We start from the raw sequence: 14,946 nt of genomic DNA, 5'->3' as shown, positions 1-14,946 counted from the left end.
ATGCGGCTTTTGCGCTCGACATCGCTGCTCATGCGGCGGCGCCAGCCGGCAGCAGCAGGACCTTGCCGATATTTTCATTGGCTTCCAGAATGCGATGGGCCTGCGCAGCCTCACCGAGCGGCAGCGTCCGCCAGATCAGCGGCCTCACCTCGCCGGATGCCACCAGCGGCAGCACCTCGGCACGGAGCGCGGCAGCGATTGCGGTCTTCTCCTCATCGGACTTCGGCCGCAGCGTCGACGACGTCAGATACAATCCCTTCCGCATCACCAAACCGAGATCGATCGGCACCACGCCGCCTTCCATGAAGGACAGGCTGACATGGCGCCCGCCCGGCGCGAGGGCATCGAGATTGCGCGCCACATAGGAACCGCCGACGATGTCGAGCACAACATCGACACCCCGCCCGCTTGTGGTGTCGCGCGCTGCGACAACGAAGTCGTCGGTACGATAGTTGATTGCGATGGCGCCAAGCGCTTCCACCGCCTTCTTCTTGGCATCGCTGCCCACAGTCGCGATGGCCGTCGCGCCGCGCGCGATGGCCAAGCGGATCGCAATGGTGCCGATACCACTGGCACCGCCATGCACCAGCACGGTCTCGCCCTTCGACAACCGGCCGCGCTCGAACAGATTGTGCCAGACGGTGAACAGCGCTTCGGGCAATGCCGCCGCCTGCTCCATCGTCAGCCCCTCGGGCACCGCAAGACAATGCGACGCCTTGGCGATGCAATAGCGCGCATAGCCGCCGCCCTTCACCAGCGCCATCACCGTCTGCCCCTGTAAGGCCGCGTCGCCACCGATCACGCGGCCGGCGACTTCGAGACCGAGCACGTCAGTGACACCCGGCGGCAGCGGCACGGCACCGCTTCGCTGCATCAGGTCCGGGCGATTGACGCCTGCGGCGGCGACTTCGATCAGCACTTCGCCAGGACCGGGCACCGGCACCGGTCGTTCGACTTGCGCCAGAACGTCAGGACCGCCTGCTTGCGCTGCGATGATCGCCTGCATGGTCGACATGATCGTCGACACTTCGTTCTTCATGATACGCGTATCCACTCTTCACTCGGCCGACGCGGCAAATCCGCCAGCCTGTCCATCATCGCGTTCGCAGCCGCGAGCTCGTCGAAACCGATCCATTCATCAGCCTTGTGGCCGCGGGCCATGTCGCCGGGTCCGCAGACCAGCGTCGGGATGCCGGCCTCTGCATAGAGGCCGGCCTCAGTGCCGAAGGCGACTGTGGTTGCGGGTTGCGTATCGCCTGCCATTTCTGCGACCAGACGCGTCATGGAGGCATCGGCAGCAGTATCGAGCCCGGGATAGGCCGACAGTTCCTCGGAGACGATGTCAGCCTCCGGCGCACTGGCGCGCAGCCGATCACGCTCGCGCGCGACCACCTCATCGACCCGCGCAAGAATCTCGCCCGCGTCACGGCCTGGCATGGTGCGGATCTCGTATTCCAGCACGGCCCGTTCCGGCACCAGATTGACCATGCTGCCGCCATGCAGCGAGCCAACGTGAATGGTCGTGTATGGCGGATCGAATGCCGCATCGCCGCCGCGCGCGACTTCCTCATCAGCGAAGCCACGCAGCGCATGCGCGATCGCAACGCCCGCATCGACCGCATTGGCCGCACGATGCGGCATCGCCGAATGACCGGTGCGGCCTGTTACTGTCAGGCGGCGCGCGATCTTGCCCTTGTGCGCGCGAACGACGCGCATCGTGGTGGGCTCGCCGATGATGGCGAGTGCAGGCATTGCAACGGACTGCACGAGCGCGTCCACAAGATCAGGCGCACCGCGGCATCCCACTTCCTCATCATAGGAAAACGCCAGATGCACGGGCGCAGCGGTTGCGGCCTGCTTCAAACGCGGCACGGCAGCGAGAACGACGGCGAGAAAGCCCTTCATGTCGGTCGCACCGCGACCATAGACGCGCTCATCGCGGACCACGCCTGCGAATGGCGGCACGGTCCAGGCCTGCCCGTCCACCGGCACCACATCCGTATGCGCTGACAGGACCACGCCAGGACGATCCACGGGACCGATAGTCGCGAGCAGCGAGGCCTTGCAGCCATCAGGCGACGGCACGCGGCGCGAAGACACGCCCGCCGACGCTAGTATCCGCTCGATATATGCGATGATATCGAGGTTCGAATTTGAACTTATACTTTCAATACTGATCAGCTCGCAAAGTATTTGAGCTATTCGATCGATCATCTATACTCCAAATACTTTTACGATTGCGGGAGCATCACGATGACCTATTCCATCTCGGCACGTTGTCCGGAGACCGGCGCGTTCGGCATTGCCATCACGTCGTCGAGCATTGCCGTGCCGGCGCGCTGCGCCTGGGTGGGGCCGCTCGGTCTCGTGGTGTCGCAGAATGTCACTGATCCGTCGCTCGGCCCGACCGGCCTCGCACTGTTGCGTCAGGGCCTCGGCGCCGGCGCCGTCCTCAACAATCTCACGATCGGCACGCCGCAGCCCGCATGGCGGCAGGTCGGTGTGATCGATCGCTACGGCCAGGTGGCGTGGCATTCCGGCGCGCAGGCGCTGCCGATCGTTGGCATTGCGCAGGGCCATGGTTGTCTCGCGATGGGCAATCTGCTGGTCGATGAAAAAGTCCCGAGCGTGATGATCGCAAAGTTCGAAGCTACGGCGGGGCAACCGCTGGCGGAGCGGCTGATGTCGGCGCTGGAAGCCGGCCTCGATGCGGGCGGCGAGACCGACGACGAGCACGCGGCCGGGCTGCATGTGGCGGATCGCTTCGACTGGCCGGTGGTCGACCTGCGTGTCGACTGGCACGACGCTCCGATCGGTGAACTCCGCGCGCTGTGGGAGCGCTATCGGCCGCAGCAGAAGGACTATGTCGCGCGCGCGATGAATCCGGGCGCCGCGCCGTCGTTCTAGACGCGGCCGCCTCACGCCGCCTCGCCTGGCGGAAACGCCACGATATCGTCGGAGCCGATGGTCAATCCGATCTCGGCTCCGACCGGACAGGACGACAGTGCCGCAATGCCCGGCGAACGCAGCAGGATGCGCTCACGCGCACTGCCAGGCGCGTCGATATAGAGATCGACATGGCCGCCCTGAAACACCTGCGTCGTCACAGTGCCGGGCAGCGATCCCGAAGCGCCACGCGCCGTGACGGCGAGATGCTCCGGCCGCACGAAGACATCCACGGCATCGCCGATCGAAAGCGCGGCAATCGGCGCCGCAGGAACGTCGGCGCTGATGTCGCCGACCGAAACGACCGCGACATCGCCGCGCTTCTCGACAAGGCGCCCGTTGAGGATATTGGCATCGCCGACAAAGGACGCGACGAAGCGATCGGCAGGCCGGCGATAGATATCGTCGGGTGCCGCGATCTGGCGGATGCGCCCGGCCGACATCACGGCGATACGATCCGACATCGACAGCGCCTCGCCCTGATCATGCGTCACGAAGATCGTGGTGACGCCGAGCTCGCGCTGGATCTGCTTGAGCTCGACCTGCATCGAGCCGCGGAGATTCTTGTCGAGCGCTGAGAACGGCTCGTCGAGCAGCAGCACCTTCGGTTTGATCACCAGCGCCCGCGCAAGCGCGACGCGCTGCTGCTGGCCGCCGGACAACTGCTTGGGCTTGCGATCGGCAAAGCCTGACAGCTTGACCAGCGCCAGCGCCTCATCGACGCGGCGCGCGATCTCTTTCTTGTCGACGCCGCGGGTCTTCAATCCGTAACCGACGTTCTTGGCGACGCTCATATGCGGGAACAGCGCATAGTTCTGGAACACGATGCCGATCTCACGCATATGCGCGGGCGTCTCCGTGACCAGATCGCCGTCGATGAAGATCTCGCCATTATCGGCTTCGAGGAAGCCGGCAACCAGATTGAGCAGCGTCGTCTTTCCGCAGCCGGATGGGCCCAGCAGAGTCATGAACTCGCTCGGCCGGATCTTCAGCCAGGCCTCATGCAGCGCCATGGAATCGCCGAAGCGCTTGGTGACGCCGTCCAGCTGCACCGCCGGGCGGATATTGTCGCTCGCCGCGGCTGGCGTGTGTGCCGTCATTGGATCAGTGCGCATCAACATTCAGGATTTTCCCGAGGCCCAGGAAGGAATTTGCGATCGTGAGCAAAGTCGCCGTCACGACGATGTAGATGACCGAGAGTGCGGCCAATGTGGGATCGGCGAATTCGCGGACGTAATTATACATGGCGACCGGCAGCGTCTGCGTGGCCTGGCTGCTGACGAACAAAGTCGCCGTGAATTCGTTGAAGGACAGGATCGCCGCGAACAGCCAGCCGCTGAGCAAGCCCGGAATCAACAGCGGGATCGTCACCGTGAACAGGATCCGCAGCGGCGTGGCACCGAGACTGGACGCGGCCAGCTCCAAGCGCGTGTCGAGATTTTCCAGCGAGATGTAAGTGCTGCGCATCACGAAGGGCAACACCATCACCACATGGGCGAAGACGACGAGCGGAAAGCCGCGTCCAATCCCGGTCTGCGAGGCGAGGATGAGAATGCCAAGACCGACGGTGTAATGCGGGATGATCAGCGGCGACAGCAAAATGCCTTCAAGAAAATCCCTGAGCGCGAATTTGTAGCGATGAATGGCAAAGGCAAAGGCCGATCCCACGACGACCGCGATGCTGGATGCCCAGACCGTCACGGTCAGGCCATTCCAAAAACCTTTGGCGAAATCGGCATAGGAGAAGGCGCGGTAGAACCAGCGCAGCGACCAGGACTGCGGCGGAAATTGCAGGATCGCGCGATCGTTGAAAGCCGAAATCGCCACGACGACGCCCGGCAGCAGTACGAACAGCAGGATAGCAGCGACGAGGACGCGGCCCGACCAGCGCAGCGCAAGGGTTGCAGGTGAGCGTTTCATGTGGTGCCCGCCATACGTTCGAGCGGGCTCGCGGCTTTCTTCAGCAGCGCGATCACGGCCAACGACAGCGCGAGGCCAATGATGGAGAGACTGGCGGCGAAGGGGAAATTGAACGACGAGAAGCCGAGCTGATAGATCAGCGTCGATACGGTGGCGACGCGGCCGCCGCCGATCAGCTGCGGCGTCGCAAACGCGCTGAAGGTCCAGGCAAAGGCGGTCGAGAAGCCGGCAACGATGCCGGGCATCGACAGCGGCAGCGTGATGGTCATGAAGATTCGGATCGGGCCAGCGCCGAGACTTTCGGCGGCTTTCTCGTAATTGCGGTCGATATGCGACAGCGCCGCGGCCAGCATGATGACCATGATCGGCATGGTCACATGCACCAGTGCCGCGATCACGCCGCCCGAGGTAAACATCATGCGTAACGGGCGGTCCACCAGGCCGAGCTTGAGCAGCAGCGTGTTCAGGAAGCCGTTATTGCCGAGCACGATCATCCAGGAATAGGTCCGCACCACCTCGCCGAGAAACAGCGGCGTGACCGACACGATCAGGATGAAGGAGCGCAGCGCGGAACTGGTGGTGCGCGTCAACGCATAGGCCAGCGGATAGGCAAGAAGCAGCGTGAACACCGCCGTTTCAAAACAGATCAGCACCGTGTTCCAGAATGCCAGGGCGTAAAGCGGCCGCAGCATGGCTTCGAAATTGGCCCAGGTGAACCCGCCGACTTCGAGCGTTCCGGGAATATAGGCCCGCACGCTGTACTGAAAGACAGCCAGCATCGCCGCGATCAGGCCCACAGCGACGAGGCCGGCCGGCGAGACAAACCATCCGAGAAATGGACGTGTGTTCATGGACAAACTCGAAGTGGGCGAACGTGACGTCATCGATCGCGACCCGGCGGTATCAACCGGATCGCGACCGGGACTCGTTTATGGAGCCATGATGTTTTCGGTGAACCACTTGCGCCAGATACCGGTCTTCTCGGCACGCAGCTTGGCGTCGATCACCAGCGTCTGCTTCGCCCACTGATCCGCGGTCGTAAACACGCCCGGCAGTGCTGCGATCTCGGGCTTGACCTTGGCGTTGTCCACCACCGGGCTGCCCTTCTTCAGTTCGGCGATCTTCGCCTGCACTTCCGGATCAAGCGCGGTGTTGATGAACTTGTAGGCCAGCTCCGCCTTGGTCGAGCCCTTGGTGATGCCCATCGTATCGACGCCGAGCACGGCGCCTTCCTTCGGAATCGCCAGTTTGATCGGCACGCCCTGGGCCTGCATGTAATAGGCGTTCATTGACAGCACGACCTGCACCGGGGTCTCACCCGTCGCGAACAGCTGCTGGCTGTTGGCGTCATTGGTGTAGAACGCCTTGTAGTTCGGCTTCAGCGCCTTCATCTTGGCTTCGCCGACTTCCCAATTCGCTGCATCGCCACCGGACAGCTTGGCCGCAACGACCATCACATGGCTCGGATCGAAATCGGGCGACGAGATCATGCCCTTGAGCGCGGGATTCCATAGACCTTCCCAGCTTTCGAAGCTCACGCCCTTCGGCAACTGATCGGGCAGATAGCCGATCGTGTAGACATAGGCCCAGGCGCCGATGTGATACGGGCTGATCTTGGCCTGTTCGACCAGATGGCTGGCATTCGGGATCTTCGCCATGTCGAGCTTCTCGAACAGATTGTCGTTGGCATAGAGCCAGCCGACATGGGCCGTCGTGAAGGTAACGTCGCTCTCGGGCTTGGCAGCAGCGAGCTTGGCCTGATTGAGGCGGTCGATGGTGCCGCCGGTGATGTATTCGACCTTCACGCCGGTGTCGGCGGTGAATTTCTTGGCGATCGCTTCATCGATCAGATCGCGGAAACTTCCACCCCAGGTGCTGACCACCAGCTTCTCCTGGGCGGATGCCTGCCCGCCGATCGCGAGCGTCGACAGCAACATCAATGCAGTAAACTTCAAGGCGCGCTTCATCTCGAAACCTCACAAGGATTATGACCCAGAAAGAAAAGCAAGCATCGTGCCAGACGATTGATTTACCTCAAGAATTTCCGCCGGACGGGCGCGCGCATCCGCACTCATCGATCATGCGAAGGATGAAGCCACAAACGTCCGATTGATCTCTGTAGTGCCGGCGAAAAACGCGTCGTTACGCCGGAATTTCCGCGATGATGTCGATTTCCATCAGGTATTCAGGCTTGGCGAGGCCCTGAACGATAATCCCCGTCGAAACCGGATAGACGCCCTTCAGCCATTTGCCGACGACGCGATAGACCGGCTCGCGATAGGCGCGATCTGTGATGTAGATGACGATCTTCACCACGTCCTCGAGCTTGGAGCCTGCCTCTTCAAGCAGCACCTTGGCGCATGTCATGGCATTCTCGGTCTGCGCAGCGGCATCGCCGATACCGACGATCTTGCCGTCGAGATCCATGGCCGTCTGGCCGCGCACATAAACGGTGTTGTTGGCGCGCACGACCATGCAGACATCGTTGTCGAGCGACTGCTCGGGATAGGCTTCCTTGGTGTTGAACTTGCGAAAACGCTGATGGGTGGTCATGGAGCAGATCCTCAGGCGGCGAGACGACGGAATGTGCGATCGGAGAAGATCAGGGGCAGCGCAGCTTGGTTGCGAACGTTCAGCACCTCGCCCGCGACGATGCGATGCGAGCCGAAATCGAACACGCTGGCGACACGGCAATCGAAATTGCATAACGCGCCATCGAGCGCAGGCGCGCCGGTCAGCAACTCCGACCAGTCACCGGCAAGAAAACGGTTGTCGCGCAGTTCAGGGATCAACCCGGCGAAGCTGTTGGCAATACGCTCCTGCACATCGGACAGAATGTTGGCGACGAACACGCCATTGGCCAGCAGCTTTTCGAGATGGCGATTGTCGCGGTGAACGCTGAATACAACCGATGGCGGCTCCATTGACAGCGAACACAGCGACGACACCGTAACGCCCGCGCGGCCCGCCTCGCCATCTGTTGTCACCACTGCCACGCCCGAGGCCGTCATCCGCATGGCATCGCGGAAGATATCGACCTCGACCAAGGGATGCGCCGCAGCGCTCACGACTTCGCTCCATCGATGCGATCTGACAGACCCGCCGACTTCTTCACGAAATCCAGCGGCCCCGCAAAGTCGAAGCTGTTATAGACCGCCGCCAGATGATTGAAGTGCGGCGCCTGTGCGAACTGCACGAAGGTCAGGCGATGACCGGCATAGTCGGAGTTCAAGAGATCGCGCGCGAAGGCGAGCAGTTTGCGGCGATCGTCGGCCTGCCACTGGTCGTTCAGCGAATAGAACTTGTTCAGCCACTTGCCTGATCCCTCGGCCTCGAAGGCATCGGCATTCGGGGTGATGCAGATCTGGCCGCCGCACAGTTCGCGCGCGATATGCATCATCACCGGAAGCTGCGAACAGGCGAACACGCGGCCGGCATAGAGCATAGACTGCTGCGGCATCAAAAGGCCGCCCGGGCTCTTCTCCGCCATGGCGATCGAGGCCGTGAGATGCGCGTTGATGCCTTCGCGGTAGCAGACGAGATCGGCGAGCTTCTCGCGCACCGACTGCAGCTTGTCGAGACCGGTCTGCTTGGCGTTCCACATCGCCGCGCCGATCATCATGTCGGCGGTGTAGAGCAGACGCAGCACGTAGGGGAACGCCGAATAGCGATGCAGCGTCGAACGCACGAACTGCGCAGCGCGTGTATGGCGATAGAAGAACACGTCTTCCCACGGGATCAGCACGTCGTCGAACACCACCAGCGCCTCGACCTCATCGAAGCGATTGGCAAGCGGATAGTCCTTGGCATTGGCGCTGCTGCGATTGGCGAAGCCGCCGCGGCAGATATGTTTCACGCCCGGCGCACCCATCTTGACGATGCAGCCCACCGCATAGTCGGACAGCTTCTCATTGGCCCAGGCGCCGACGGTCGGCTTCAGATAGGCCTGATCGGCATAGGCCGCCGCGGTCTCGTATTTCGCGCCGCGAATGATGATGCCGGCATCGGTTTCACGGGTGACGTGAACCATCAGGTCCGGATCCTGCTGCTGCGGCGGCAGCGAACGGTCGCCCTTCGGATCGGTGTTGGCCGAGACGTGGAAGATGTCCTTCTCGATCACGGCACGAATGTGATGATCGATATTGGCGGCGAAGCGCGGGTCGATCTCGGCCAGCACGTCGCGCCCGTCGGTCAGCGACCACATCTCGCCGATGGTCTCATCGCCGACGCGGGTGACCACGCCGCCGATGTCCTTCATGACGTGATCGACGGCCTTGATCTTGTCGTGCCAGTCCTTCTGTTCCGTCGGTGGCTTGTAGAAGACCGAATGTGTCTCGTTGTCTTCAACGTAAGTGAGGTCGGCGGCGTAACGTTCCTCACGCGCCATGTCATACATCCGGGCCTTGACGTCGATGATCGGCTTCAGCGCCGGGTGCGTGGTCACGTCCTTGACGCGCTCGCCATCGATCCAGACCTCGCGGCCATCGCGAATGCCCTGTTTGTATTCTTCACCCGTGCGGATCATTGATCGGCTCCTGTTCGACTGGACGACAGGGTGCCGAAGGGCCTATCATAAGGAAAATATTTTTATGTTTGGAGATGCATAGGAAAACACGATGAGGTTCTCGCTCCGGGCCCTGCGTTATGTGGTTGAGACGGCCGATGCGGGCAGCGTGACAGAAGCCGCCAAGCGCCTGAACGTGTCGCAGCCCTCGATTTCGGCCGCACTCAGCCAGCTGGAGGCTGAACTCGGCGTCCAGATCTTCATTCGCCATCTCGCCAAGGGCGTGACCCTCTCCCCCGCCGGCCAGCGGCTGGTAAACGACGCGAGATTGCTGCTCGCGCATGCGCGCGATTTTGCCCAGAGCGCCCAATCGCTTGGCAGCACGCTGCACGGCGAAATCGTGGTCGGCAGCTTCTCGACCCTCGCCACACGCTTCATGCCGGGGCTGCTGTCCGGCTTTCGCGAACGGCAGCCGGGCATCTCGGTAAAACTTGAGGAAGGCGACCAGCAGGAGATCATCGACGGGCTGGTCTCTGGACGGACCGAACTCGCGCTGTCCTATTCCTTTGCCGTCCCTGACGAGATCGTCGGTGAGAAATTCTGCGAGCTGCCGCCCTATATCGTGCTGTCGGCAGATCACCCTTTGGCAAACCGGTCGTCGATCAGCCTGACCGAAATGCGCGACGAGCCGTTCATCCTGCTGGACCTGCCGCATTCACGCGATTACTTCGCCAGCCTGTTTACGGCATCCGGTATCGAGCCACGCATTTCCTTCCGGACCCGATCATTCGAGCTGATCCGCGGACTGATCGGAAATGGCCAGGGATATTCGATCCACAATGCCGTGCCGCGCACCACCATCGGCTATGATGGCAGCCGCGTCGCCGTAGTGCCCATCACCGAAAAACTGCCGGCCACGCATGTGATGGCGCTGCGTCTGAAGCGCCACGCGCTGCGACCGGCGGTACAGACATTCGCCGACTACGCGCGCGACGCCTTTGCTGTTGGCGGCCAATTCGCGCCGGGCTCAATAGCCCCGGCGCGGATCGACGCGGCTTAGCAACTCCTGCCCGGACCGCAGCCGGCGTACATTCTCGCCGATCTGCTGTGCCGCGGAACCCGGCAGCGCCACCGATGCGAGATGCGGCGTGATCAGAACATTGTCCATCGCCCAGAGCGGACTCGCCGGCGGCAGTGGCTCGGTAGCGAAAACATCCAGCGTCGCTTCCGCGATATGGCCAGAACGTAACGCCTCGATCAGCGCCGGCTCATCGACGATGCTGCCGCGCGAGACATTGATGAAGACCGCGCCACGCTTCATCTGCGCCAGGCGCTCGGCATTCAGCAACCCGCTTGTTTGCGGCGTCTGAGGCAACATGCAGACGAGAATGTCGCTATCGCCCAGGATATCCGGCAACGCAGACAGGCCGGCCGATGTCTCGATGCCCTCCACCGACTTCAAGGAGTTGGACCAGCCGCGCACGCGATAGCCCTGTCGCGCGCATTCCATCGCTGCGGTCAGGCCGAGTTCGCCGAGGCCGAGTACGCCGACAGTGATGGTCTCTGGATCGCGTGGATGAATATAATGCCAGCGATGCTGGCGCTGGGCGCGCTCGAAGGCCGGAATGTCCCGCGCATAACGGATCACGGCACACAGCACGTATCCGGCCATCATCCGCGCCATTTTTGAATCGGACAGGCGCGTGATCGGCACGTCCGGGAGATCGTCGCGTCCGACCAGCGCATCCACGCCGGCGCCGAGATTGACGACGAGCCCGAGATTTGGGTAGCGCGAGAAAAACCCATGCGGAGGCTTCCACACCAGCGCGTGCCGCACGCTGGCTGGATCCGAAATATCGTCAGGCTGACGAAGATCGATCCCCTCCGCGGCCAGCGCCGCACGCCACGTTTTGAAGTCATCGAGGACGCTGTAGAATGCCATCACCTCCGATGTCATTGCGCGGCCTTTTCGGCGATCAGGCGCGATACCGCCGTCAATGCCAGTTCATAGCCCAGCGCGCCGAGCCCGGCGATCACGCCGGTCGCCGCGCGCGACACATAGGAGTGATGGCGGAACGGCTCGCGCTTCCAGATATTGCTCATATGCGCCTCGATGATCGGTCCCTCGAAAGCGAGCAACGCATCGAGAATGGGTACCGATGAGTAAGTGAGACCGGCGGCATTGATGACGATCCCCTCGGCCCTCTCCCTCGCCTCCTGAATCCAGTCAACCAGAACGCCCTCGTGGTTGGATTGGCGGAAATCAACGGTCAAGCCGAGCGAAGCCGCATGATCCTCGCAGCGCTTCTTGATCGAGACGAAACTTTCGCGGCCATAGGTGCCGCTTTTGTCCAGCCCATAAAGATTGGCATTGGGACCATTGAGGAAATAGACAACTGGAGACGTCATGGCCGCGCTTTCATCTGTCTGGAGGGCAATCGGGTATTCTTGAGAGGCAAGACCGAACCGGGAGAAAATACCAACGAACGAGCGACGTCGGGTGATCCCAGATGCTCAACCCTTCGCCAACAGGGCGCATGCAGCTACGCATCGGCGCAGCGCATCCGCAAATTGAACCTTAGAGAGACCTGCCTCATTGCAGAAATCAAAAGAACCTATGCGGTTCGACGGATTTCAGTATGGTTCAGAGGTTGCTCTTGCCGTAGGTGAAAAGCCCGAAGGCGGCGTCGTCCGTCGCTGGGTAAAAATGTGCGAGGCGACCAATCGAAACCGGCCGAAAAAGTCGGCCCGGATGACATGCGGCGCACGGTCGGCATCGGGTTAGTGCATCGGTACGTGTTTCAAGGAATCCCTGATTTCGCGCCAGATGTTCACACACCAATGTCTCGCTCTATGGATCAACACGTTTTTCAAGATTCACTCTCGCTAGCCGTCCTATCTCCTTATTGGGATCAGCAAGAGTCGTGCCAACAATTGAAATGTTGGATCATCCACTCATCGGATGCCCAGCGTACCGTGGGCCAATCATCCAACATTCTGAGCATGGTTATTGGGAGATCAGGACGCCACCCTTGATGCGATCTCCAGTCTGCCGATCAGCAGCATCTAGCGAAAACTGCAACGATTTCGTCCGGATCATATCAAGCGAGCTGCTCTCCTAAAATGCGGCAGCGCTTTAGCTGCCCTTCTTGCCGTCCGCCGCGAACTGCTTCAGGAACGCGGCGAGATCCTTGATCTCCTGCTCGTTCTTGATGCCGGCAAAGCTCATCTTGGTGCCGGGGATATTGCCCTTCGGGTCCTTGATATAGTCGGTGAATACCGCGTCATCCCAGGTCAGGCCGGAATTCTTGTTGGCGTCGGAATAGTTATAGCCCGCGACAGTGCCGGACTTGCGCCCGAACAGACCGTTCAGGATCGGCCCCACGGTGTTCTTCGCGGTCTCACCGACCTGATGACAGGCGCGGCACTTGTTGAAGGACTTCTCCCCGGCTGCAACATCCAGCGCCATGGTATCAGTTGTCATCAGTGCGAGCGACAAAGCGAGCAGCGGAAAGCGGAACGTCATCCTGGTCAAACCTCGATTGTGGTGATTGTCGTGGCGTGTCTGCGAGGGCGGCAAGTCAAGAATGCCGTCGCACTATTCGACCTTGGGGCCGGACTTGCCGTCAGGCGTGACGTCGATTGCCATGGCCCGCCCGATCACCTTCGGTGCCGGCCGGCAATCCTTCATGCACGGGTTCTTGTTCCAGAACTGCTTCTCGGACGTCTCGCGGTCGTCCTCGAAAAATGCTGCAGCATTCGGCATCTTGATCGACGTGAAGTTCTTCTCGTTGAGTTCGAATGTCTCGTCTTTGACGATATCGTTCATGCTGAGAATATAGGCCGTTAGCGCATAGACCTCGTCATTGGTCAGCGACTGCGCGTTACCATAGGGCATCGCGCGCTTGATGTAGTCAAACACGGTGGACAGATCGGGCCAGAACGAACCGACGGTCTTGTCCGGCCGGTCCGCCTTCAATGTCCCCGCGCCGCCGGCAAGCACCGGCCATCGACCGACGCCCTGCCCGAACTCGCCGTGACAGGACGCGCACTTTTCCTGAAACAGATCGTCGCCCTGCTTCACGGTGCCCTTGCCGACCGGAAGACCTCGCCCGTCCGGCCGCACGTCGGTGTCCCAGGCCGCTATTTCTTCAGCCGTGGCCGCCCGCCCCAGCCCGAGCTTCGCGGCGGGCTTCGCTATCTCGCGGCCCGCCATCTGCTGGGCAGCGCTTGACCCACTCGTGCCGCCGAGCAGACATGCCGCCAGCATTAGTGTCAGGGCGTTAGCCGATTTCGACATTTTCAGTCTCCCCGCCCGAACGCACCAGCCAGGTCTGAATGCCGTTATTGTGGTAGATCGAATTGACGCCGCGCACCTTGCGCAGATCGTCCTTCGACGGCTGCACGTAGCCGGTGGAGTCGATGGCGCGAGACTGGATCATCAGCTCCTGTCCGTTCCAGTCGAAATCCGCATAGAAGCGCACGACGGATTTGTCGAAGACCGGGCCGTCGATGCGCGCGGTCTGCCAGTTGCGGCCGCCATCCATCGAGACATCGACGCGCTTCACGGTGCCGCGCCCGGACCACGCGAGCCCGCTCAGCACATTGCGGCCCTTGTGCTTCAATGGCGCCTGCGGCGACGGATTGGTCACCACAGATTTCGCATCCATCACGAATGTATGCTTGCGGGAATTTCCATCGGCCAGCAGATCCGTATATTTCGACGTCTCCTCGCGGGTCTGCCACGGCTGATCGCCGGCCTCGATGCGGCGCAGCCACTTGACCCACAGATTGCCTTCCCAGCCGGGAATGACCGCACGCAACGGATAGCCCTGCTCAGGACGCAGTGCCTCACCATTCATGGCGAAAGCGATCATGACATCGTTCAGCGCCTTCTCGATCGGCAGCGAGCGGTTCATGCCGGCGGAATCGGCGCCCTCCAGCATCAACCATTTTGCATTCGGCTTCAGCCCGGCCTCATCCAGCAACACTTTCAAAGGCACGCCGGTATACATCACGTTGTGGATCATGCCGTGGGTGAACTGGCAGCCATTAAGCTGACTGCCGCGCCATTCCATGCCGGAATTGGCAGCGCATTCGAGGAAGTACACCTTGTTAACGCGCGGCATCCGCTTGATGTCGTCCATGGTGAACACCAGCGGCTTGTCGACCAGCCCGTTGATCATCAGCCGATGATCCGCCGGATTGATCTCGGCGACGCCGCCATGATGCCGCTCGAAGCACAGGCCGGACGGCGTGATGATGCCGTCGAGGTCGTGCAGTGGCGTAAAGTTCACCGACGATTCAGCCGACGCCGTCAGCCACGGTACGTCGCGCCGGATCACATTCTTCTCGAACTTCGAGGGTACGCCGTAAGGATGTTTATCGACGCCATCGCCGAGATAGCGCTGCCAGTCCTGCACATCCGTAATGAGTGCTTCGGATTTTGCCGTCTCGCCCGCGAGCGCCGGAATCGCCGAAAGTGCTGCACCGGCACCGGCCAGACCCGCTGCGCCGAGAAAGCGGCGGCGATTGAGCGTTTCGGTTGAGGTTCGATCAGTCATGCGACCAGCTTT

16 protein-coding genes are annotated in these 14,946 nt (G+C 61.6%); 2 read left to right on the top strand and 14 right to left on the bottom strand.

All coding sequences use genetic code 11. The features are described from left to right. Positions 1-28 precede the first annotated feature (28 nt). Complete coding sequence (locus AB7951_RS09175; RefSeq protein WP_439061724.1) at positions 29-1,039, bottom strand: NAD(P)H-quinone oxidoreductase; 1,011 nt, start codon at positions 1,037-1,039, stop codon at positions 29-31. Then, positions 1,036-2,214 carry an acetylornithine deacetylase gene (gene argE / locus AB7951_RS09170; RefSeq protein WP_120293086.1) on the bottom strand — a complete coding sequence of 393 codons (1,179 nt, stop codon included), beginning with the start codon at positions 2,212-2,214 and terminating at the stop codon, positions 1,036-1,038. Before argE ends, AB7951_RS09175 begins: the two co-directional genes overlap by 4 nt. Before the next feature lie 39 nt (positions 2,215-2,253). On the opposite strand from argE, the gene AB7951_RS09165 reads away from it, so the two are divergent. After that, positions 2,254-2,907 carry a DUF1028 domain-containing protein gene (locus tag AB7951_RS09165; RefSeq protein WP_120293084.1) on the top strand — a complete coding sequence of 218 codons (654 nt, stop codon included), beginning with the start codon at positions 2,254-2,256 and terminating at the stop codon, positions 2,905-2,907. Positions 2,908-2,918: 11 nt separating this feature from the next. Here the strand turns inward: AB7951_RS09165 and AB7951_RS09160 are convergent, their stop codons facing one another. The 7 genes from AB7951_RS09160 to AB7951_RS09130 all read right to left on the bottom strand — a co-directional run bounded on the left by AB7951_RS09160 (position 2,919) and on the right by AB7951_RS09130 (position 9,391). Further along, a complete protein-coding gene (locus AB7951_RS09160; RefSeq protein WP_199712133.1) occupies positions 2,919-4,067 on the bottom strand; it encodes an ABC transporter ATP-binding protein in 1,149 nt (382 codons plus the stop codon). Then, complete coding sequence (locus AB7951_RS09155) at positions 4,051-4,866, bottom strand: ABC transporter permease (protein ID WP_120293082.1); 816 nt, start codon at positions 4,864-4,866, stop codon at positions 4,051-4,053. Before AB7951_RS09155 ends, AB7951_RS09160 begins: the two co-directional genes overlap by 17 nt. Then, complete coding sequence (locus tag AB7951_RS09150; RefSeq protein WP_120293080.1) at positions 4,863-5,717, bottom strand: ABC transporter permease; 855 nt, start codon at positions 5,715-5,717, stop codon at positions 4,863-4,865. Before AB7951_RS09150 ends, AB7951_RS09155 begins: the two co-directional genes overlap by 4 nt. Positions 5,718-5,795: 78 nt before the next feature. After that, entirely contained in the window at positions 5,796-6,833 is a 1,038-nt protein-coding gene (locus tag AB7951_RS09145; RefSeq protein WP_120293078.1) for an ABC transporter substrate-binding protein, read from the bottom strand. 175 nt (positions 6,834-7,008) lie between these two features. Continuing rightward, entirely contained in the window at positions 7,009-7,419 is a 411-nt protein-coding gene (locus tag AB7951_RS09140; protein ID WP_089264770.1) for a RidA family protein, read from the bottom strand. An 11-nt stretch (positions 7,420-7,430) separates the two neighbouring features. Next, positions 7,431-7,934: a flavin reductase family protein gene (locus AB7951_RS09135; RefSeq protein WP_089264771.1), complete on the bottom strand. Its 504-nt coding sequence runs from the start codon at positions 7,932-7,934 to the stop codon at positions 7,431-7,433. Beyond that, the gene (locus AB7951_RS09130; RefSeq protein ID WP_120293076.1) at positions 7,931-9,391 is read right to left on the bottom strand and encodes a 4-hydroxyphenylacetate 3-hydroxylase family protein; all 1,461 of its coding nucleotides are present in this window, start codon (positions 9,389-9,391) and stop codon (positions 7,931-7,933) included. The genes AB7951_RS09135 and AB7951_RS09130 overlap by 4 nt, the downstream gene beginning before the upstream one ends. A 91-nt stretch (positions 9,392-9,482) precedes the next feature. Between AB7951_RS09130 and AB7951_RS09125 the strand changes: the two genes are divergently transcribed. Beyond that, positions 9,483-10,430: a LysR family transcriptional regulator gene (locus tag AB7951_RS09125; RefSeq protein WP_068732018.1), complete on the top strand. Its 948-nt coding sequence runs from the start codon at positions 9,483-9,485 to the stop codon at positions 10,428-10,430. On the opposite strand, the gene AB7951_RS09120 is transcribed toward AB7951_RS09125, so the two are convergent. From AB7951_RS09120 to soxC, 5 genes are all read right to left on the bottom strand, one after another. Continuing rightward, positions 10,398-11,312, bottom strand: coding sequence for a 2-hydroxyacid dehydrogenase (locus AB7951_RS09120; protein WP_439061725.1), 915 nt, complete (start codon positions 11,310-11,312; stop codon positions 10,398-10,400). The genes AB7951_RS09125 and AB7951_RS09120 overlap by 33 nt on opposite strands. 11 nt (positions 11,313-11,323) lie before the next feature. After that, the gene (locus AB7951_RS09115; protein ID WP_120293072.1) at positions 11,324-11,779 is read right to left on the bottom strand and encodes a type II 3-dehydroquinate dehydratase; all 456 of its coding nucleotides are present in this window, start codon (positions 11,777-11,779) and stop codon (positions 11,324-11,326) included. 727 nt (positions 11,780-12,506) lie between these two features. Next, positions 12,507-12,896 (bottom strand): c-type cytochrome, encoded by a 390-nt coding sequence (locus AB7951_RS09110; protein ID WP_120293070.1) that lies wholly within the window; start codon positions 12,894-12,896, stop codon positions 12,507-12,509. Positions 12,897-12,968: 72 nt separating this feature from the next. Next, on the bottom strand, positions 12,969-13,670 hold the full coding sequence (locus tag AB7951_RS09105) for a c-type cytochrome (protein WP_120293068.1): 702 nt from the start codon (positions 13,668-13,670) through the stop codon (positions 12,969-12,971). Further along, complete coding sequence (gene soxC, locus AB7951_RS09100; protein WP_120293066.1) at positions 13,654-14,934, bottom strand: sulfite dehydrogenase; 1,281 nt, start codon at positions 14,932-14,934, stop codon at positions 13,654-13,656. The genes AB7951_RS09105 and soxC overlap by 17 nt, the downstream gene beginning before the upstream one ends. Between the last annotated feature and the right edge of the window lie 12 nt (positions 14,935-14,946).

Origin of the sequence: Tardiphaga sp. 285_C5_N1_2, assembly GCF_052076065.1 — a bacterium.
Taxonomy (GTDB): Bacteria; Pseudomonadota; Alphaproteobacteria; order Rhizobiales; family Xanthobacteraceae; genus Tardiphaga; species Tardiphaga robiniae.
Note: the sequence above shows the minus strand (reverse complement) of the source record. Positions and strands in the feature narration are given on the sequence as shown.

Coding starts and splice junctions, on each gene's coding strand:
- AB7951_RS09175 (WP_439061724.1), bottom strand. CDS start 1,039: ATGAAGAACGAAGTGTCGACGATCATGTCGACCATGCAGGCGATCATC.
- argE (WP_120293086.1), bottom strand. CDS start 2,214: ATGATCGATCGAATAGCTCAAATACTTTGCGAGCTGATCAGTATTGAA.
- AB7951_RS09165 (WP_120293084.1), top strand. CDS start 2,254: ATGACCTATTCCATCTCGGCACGTTGTCCGGAGACCGGCGCGTTCGGC.
- AB7951_RS09160 (WP_199712133.1), bottom strand. CDS start 4,067: ATGTTGATGCGCACTGATCCAATGACGGCACACACGCCAGCCGCGGCG.
- AB7951_RS09155 (WP_120293082.1), bottom strand. CDS start 4,866: ATGAAACGCTCACCTGCAACCCTTGCGCTGCGCTGGTCGGGCCGCGTC.
- AB7951_RS09150 (WP_120293080.1), bottom strand. CDS start 5,717: ATGAACACACGTCCATTTCTCGGATGGTTTGTCTCGCCGGCCGGCCTC.
- AB7951_RS09145 (WP_120293078.1), bottom strand. CDS start 6,833: ATGAAGCGCGCCTTGAAGTTTACTGCATTGATGTTGCTGTCGACGCTC.
- AB7951_RS09140 (WP_089264770.1), bottom strand. CDS start 7,419: ATGACCACCCATCAGCGTTTTCGCAAGTTCAACACCAAGGAAGCCTAT.
- AB7951_RS09130 (WP_120293076.1), bottom strand. CDS start 9,391: ATGATCCGCACGGGTGAAGAATACAAACAGGGCATTCGCGATGGCCGC.
- AB7951_RS09125 (WP_068732018.1), top strand. CDS start 9,483: ATGAGGTTCTCGCTCCGGGCCCTGCGTTATGTGGTTGAGACGGCCGAT.
- AB7951_RS09120 (WP_439061725.1), bottom strand. CDS start 11,312: ATGGCATTCTACAGCGTCCTCGATGACTTCAAAACGTGGCGTGCGGCG.
- AB7951_RS09115 (WP_120293072.1), bottom strand. CDS start 11,779: ATGACGTCTCCAGTTGTCTATTTCCTCAATGGTCCCAATGCCAATCTT.
- AB7951_RS09110 (WP_120293070.1), bottom strand. CDS start 12,896: ATGACGTTCCGCTTTCCGCTGCTCGCTTTGTCGCTCGCACTGATGACA.
- AB7951_RS09105 (WP_120293068.1), bottom strand. CDS start 13,670: ATGTCGAAATCGGCTAACGCCCTGACACTAATGCTGGCGGCATGTCTG.
- soxC (WP_120293066.1), bottom strand. CDS start 14,934: ATGACTGATCGAACCTCAACCGAAACGCTCAATCGCCGCCGCTTTCTC.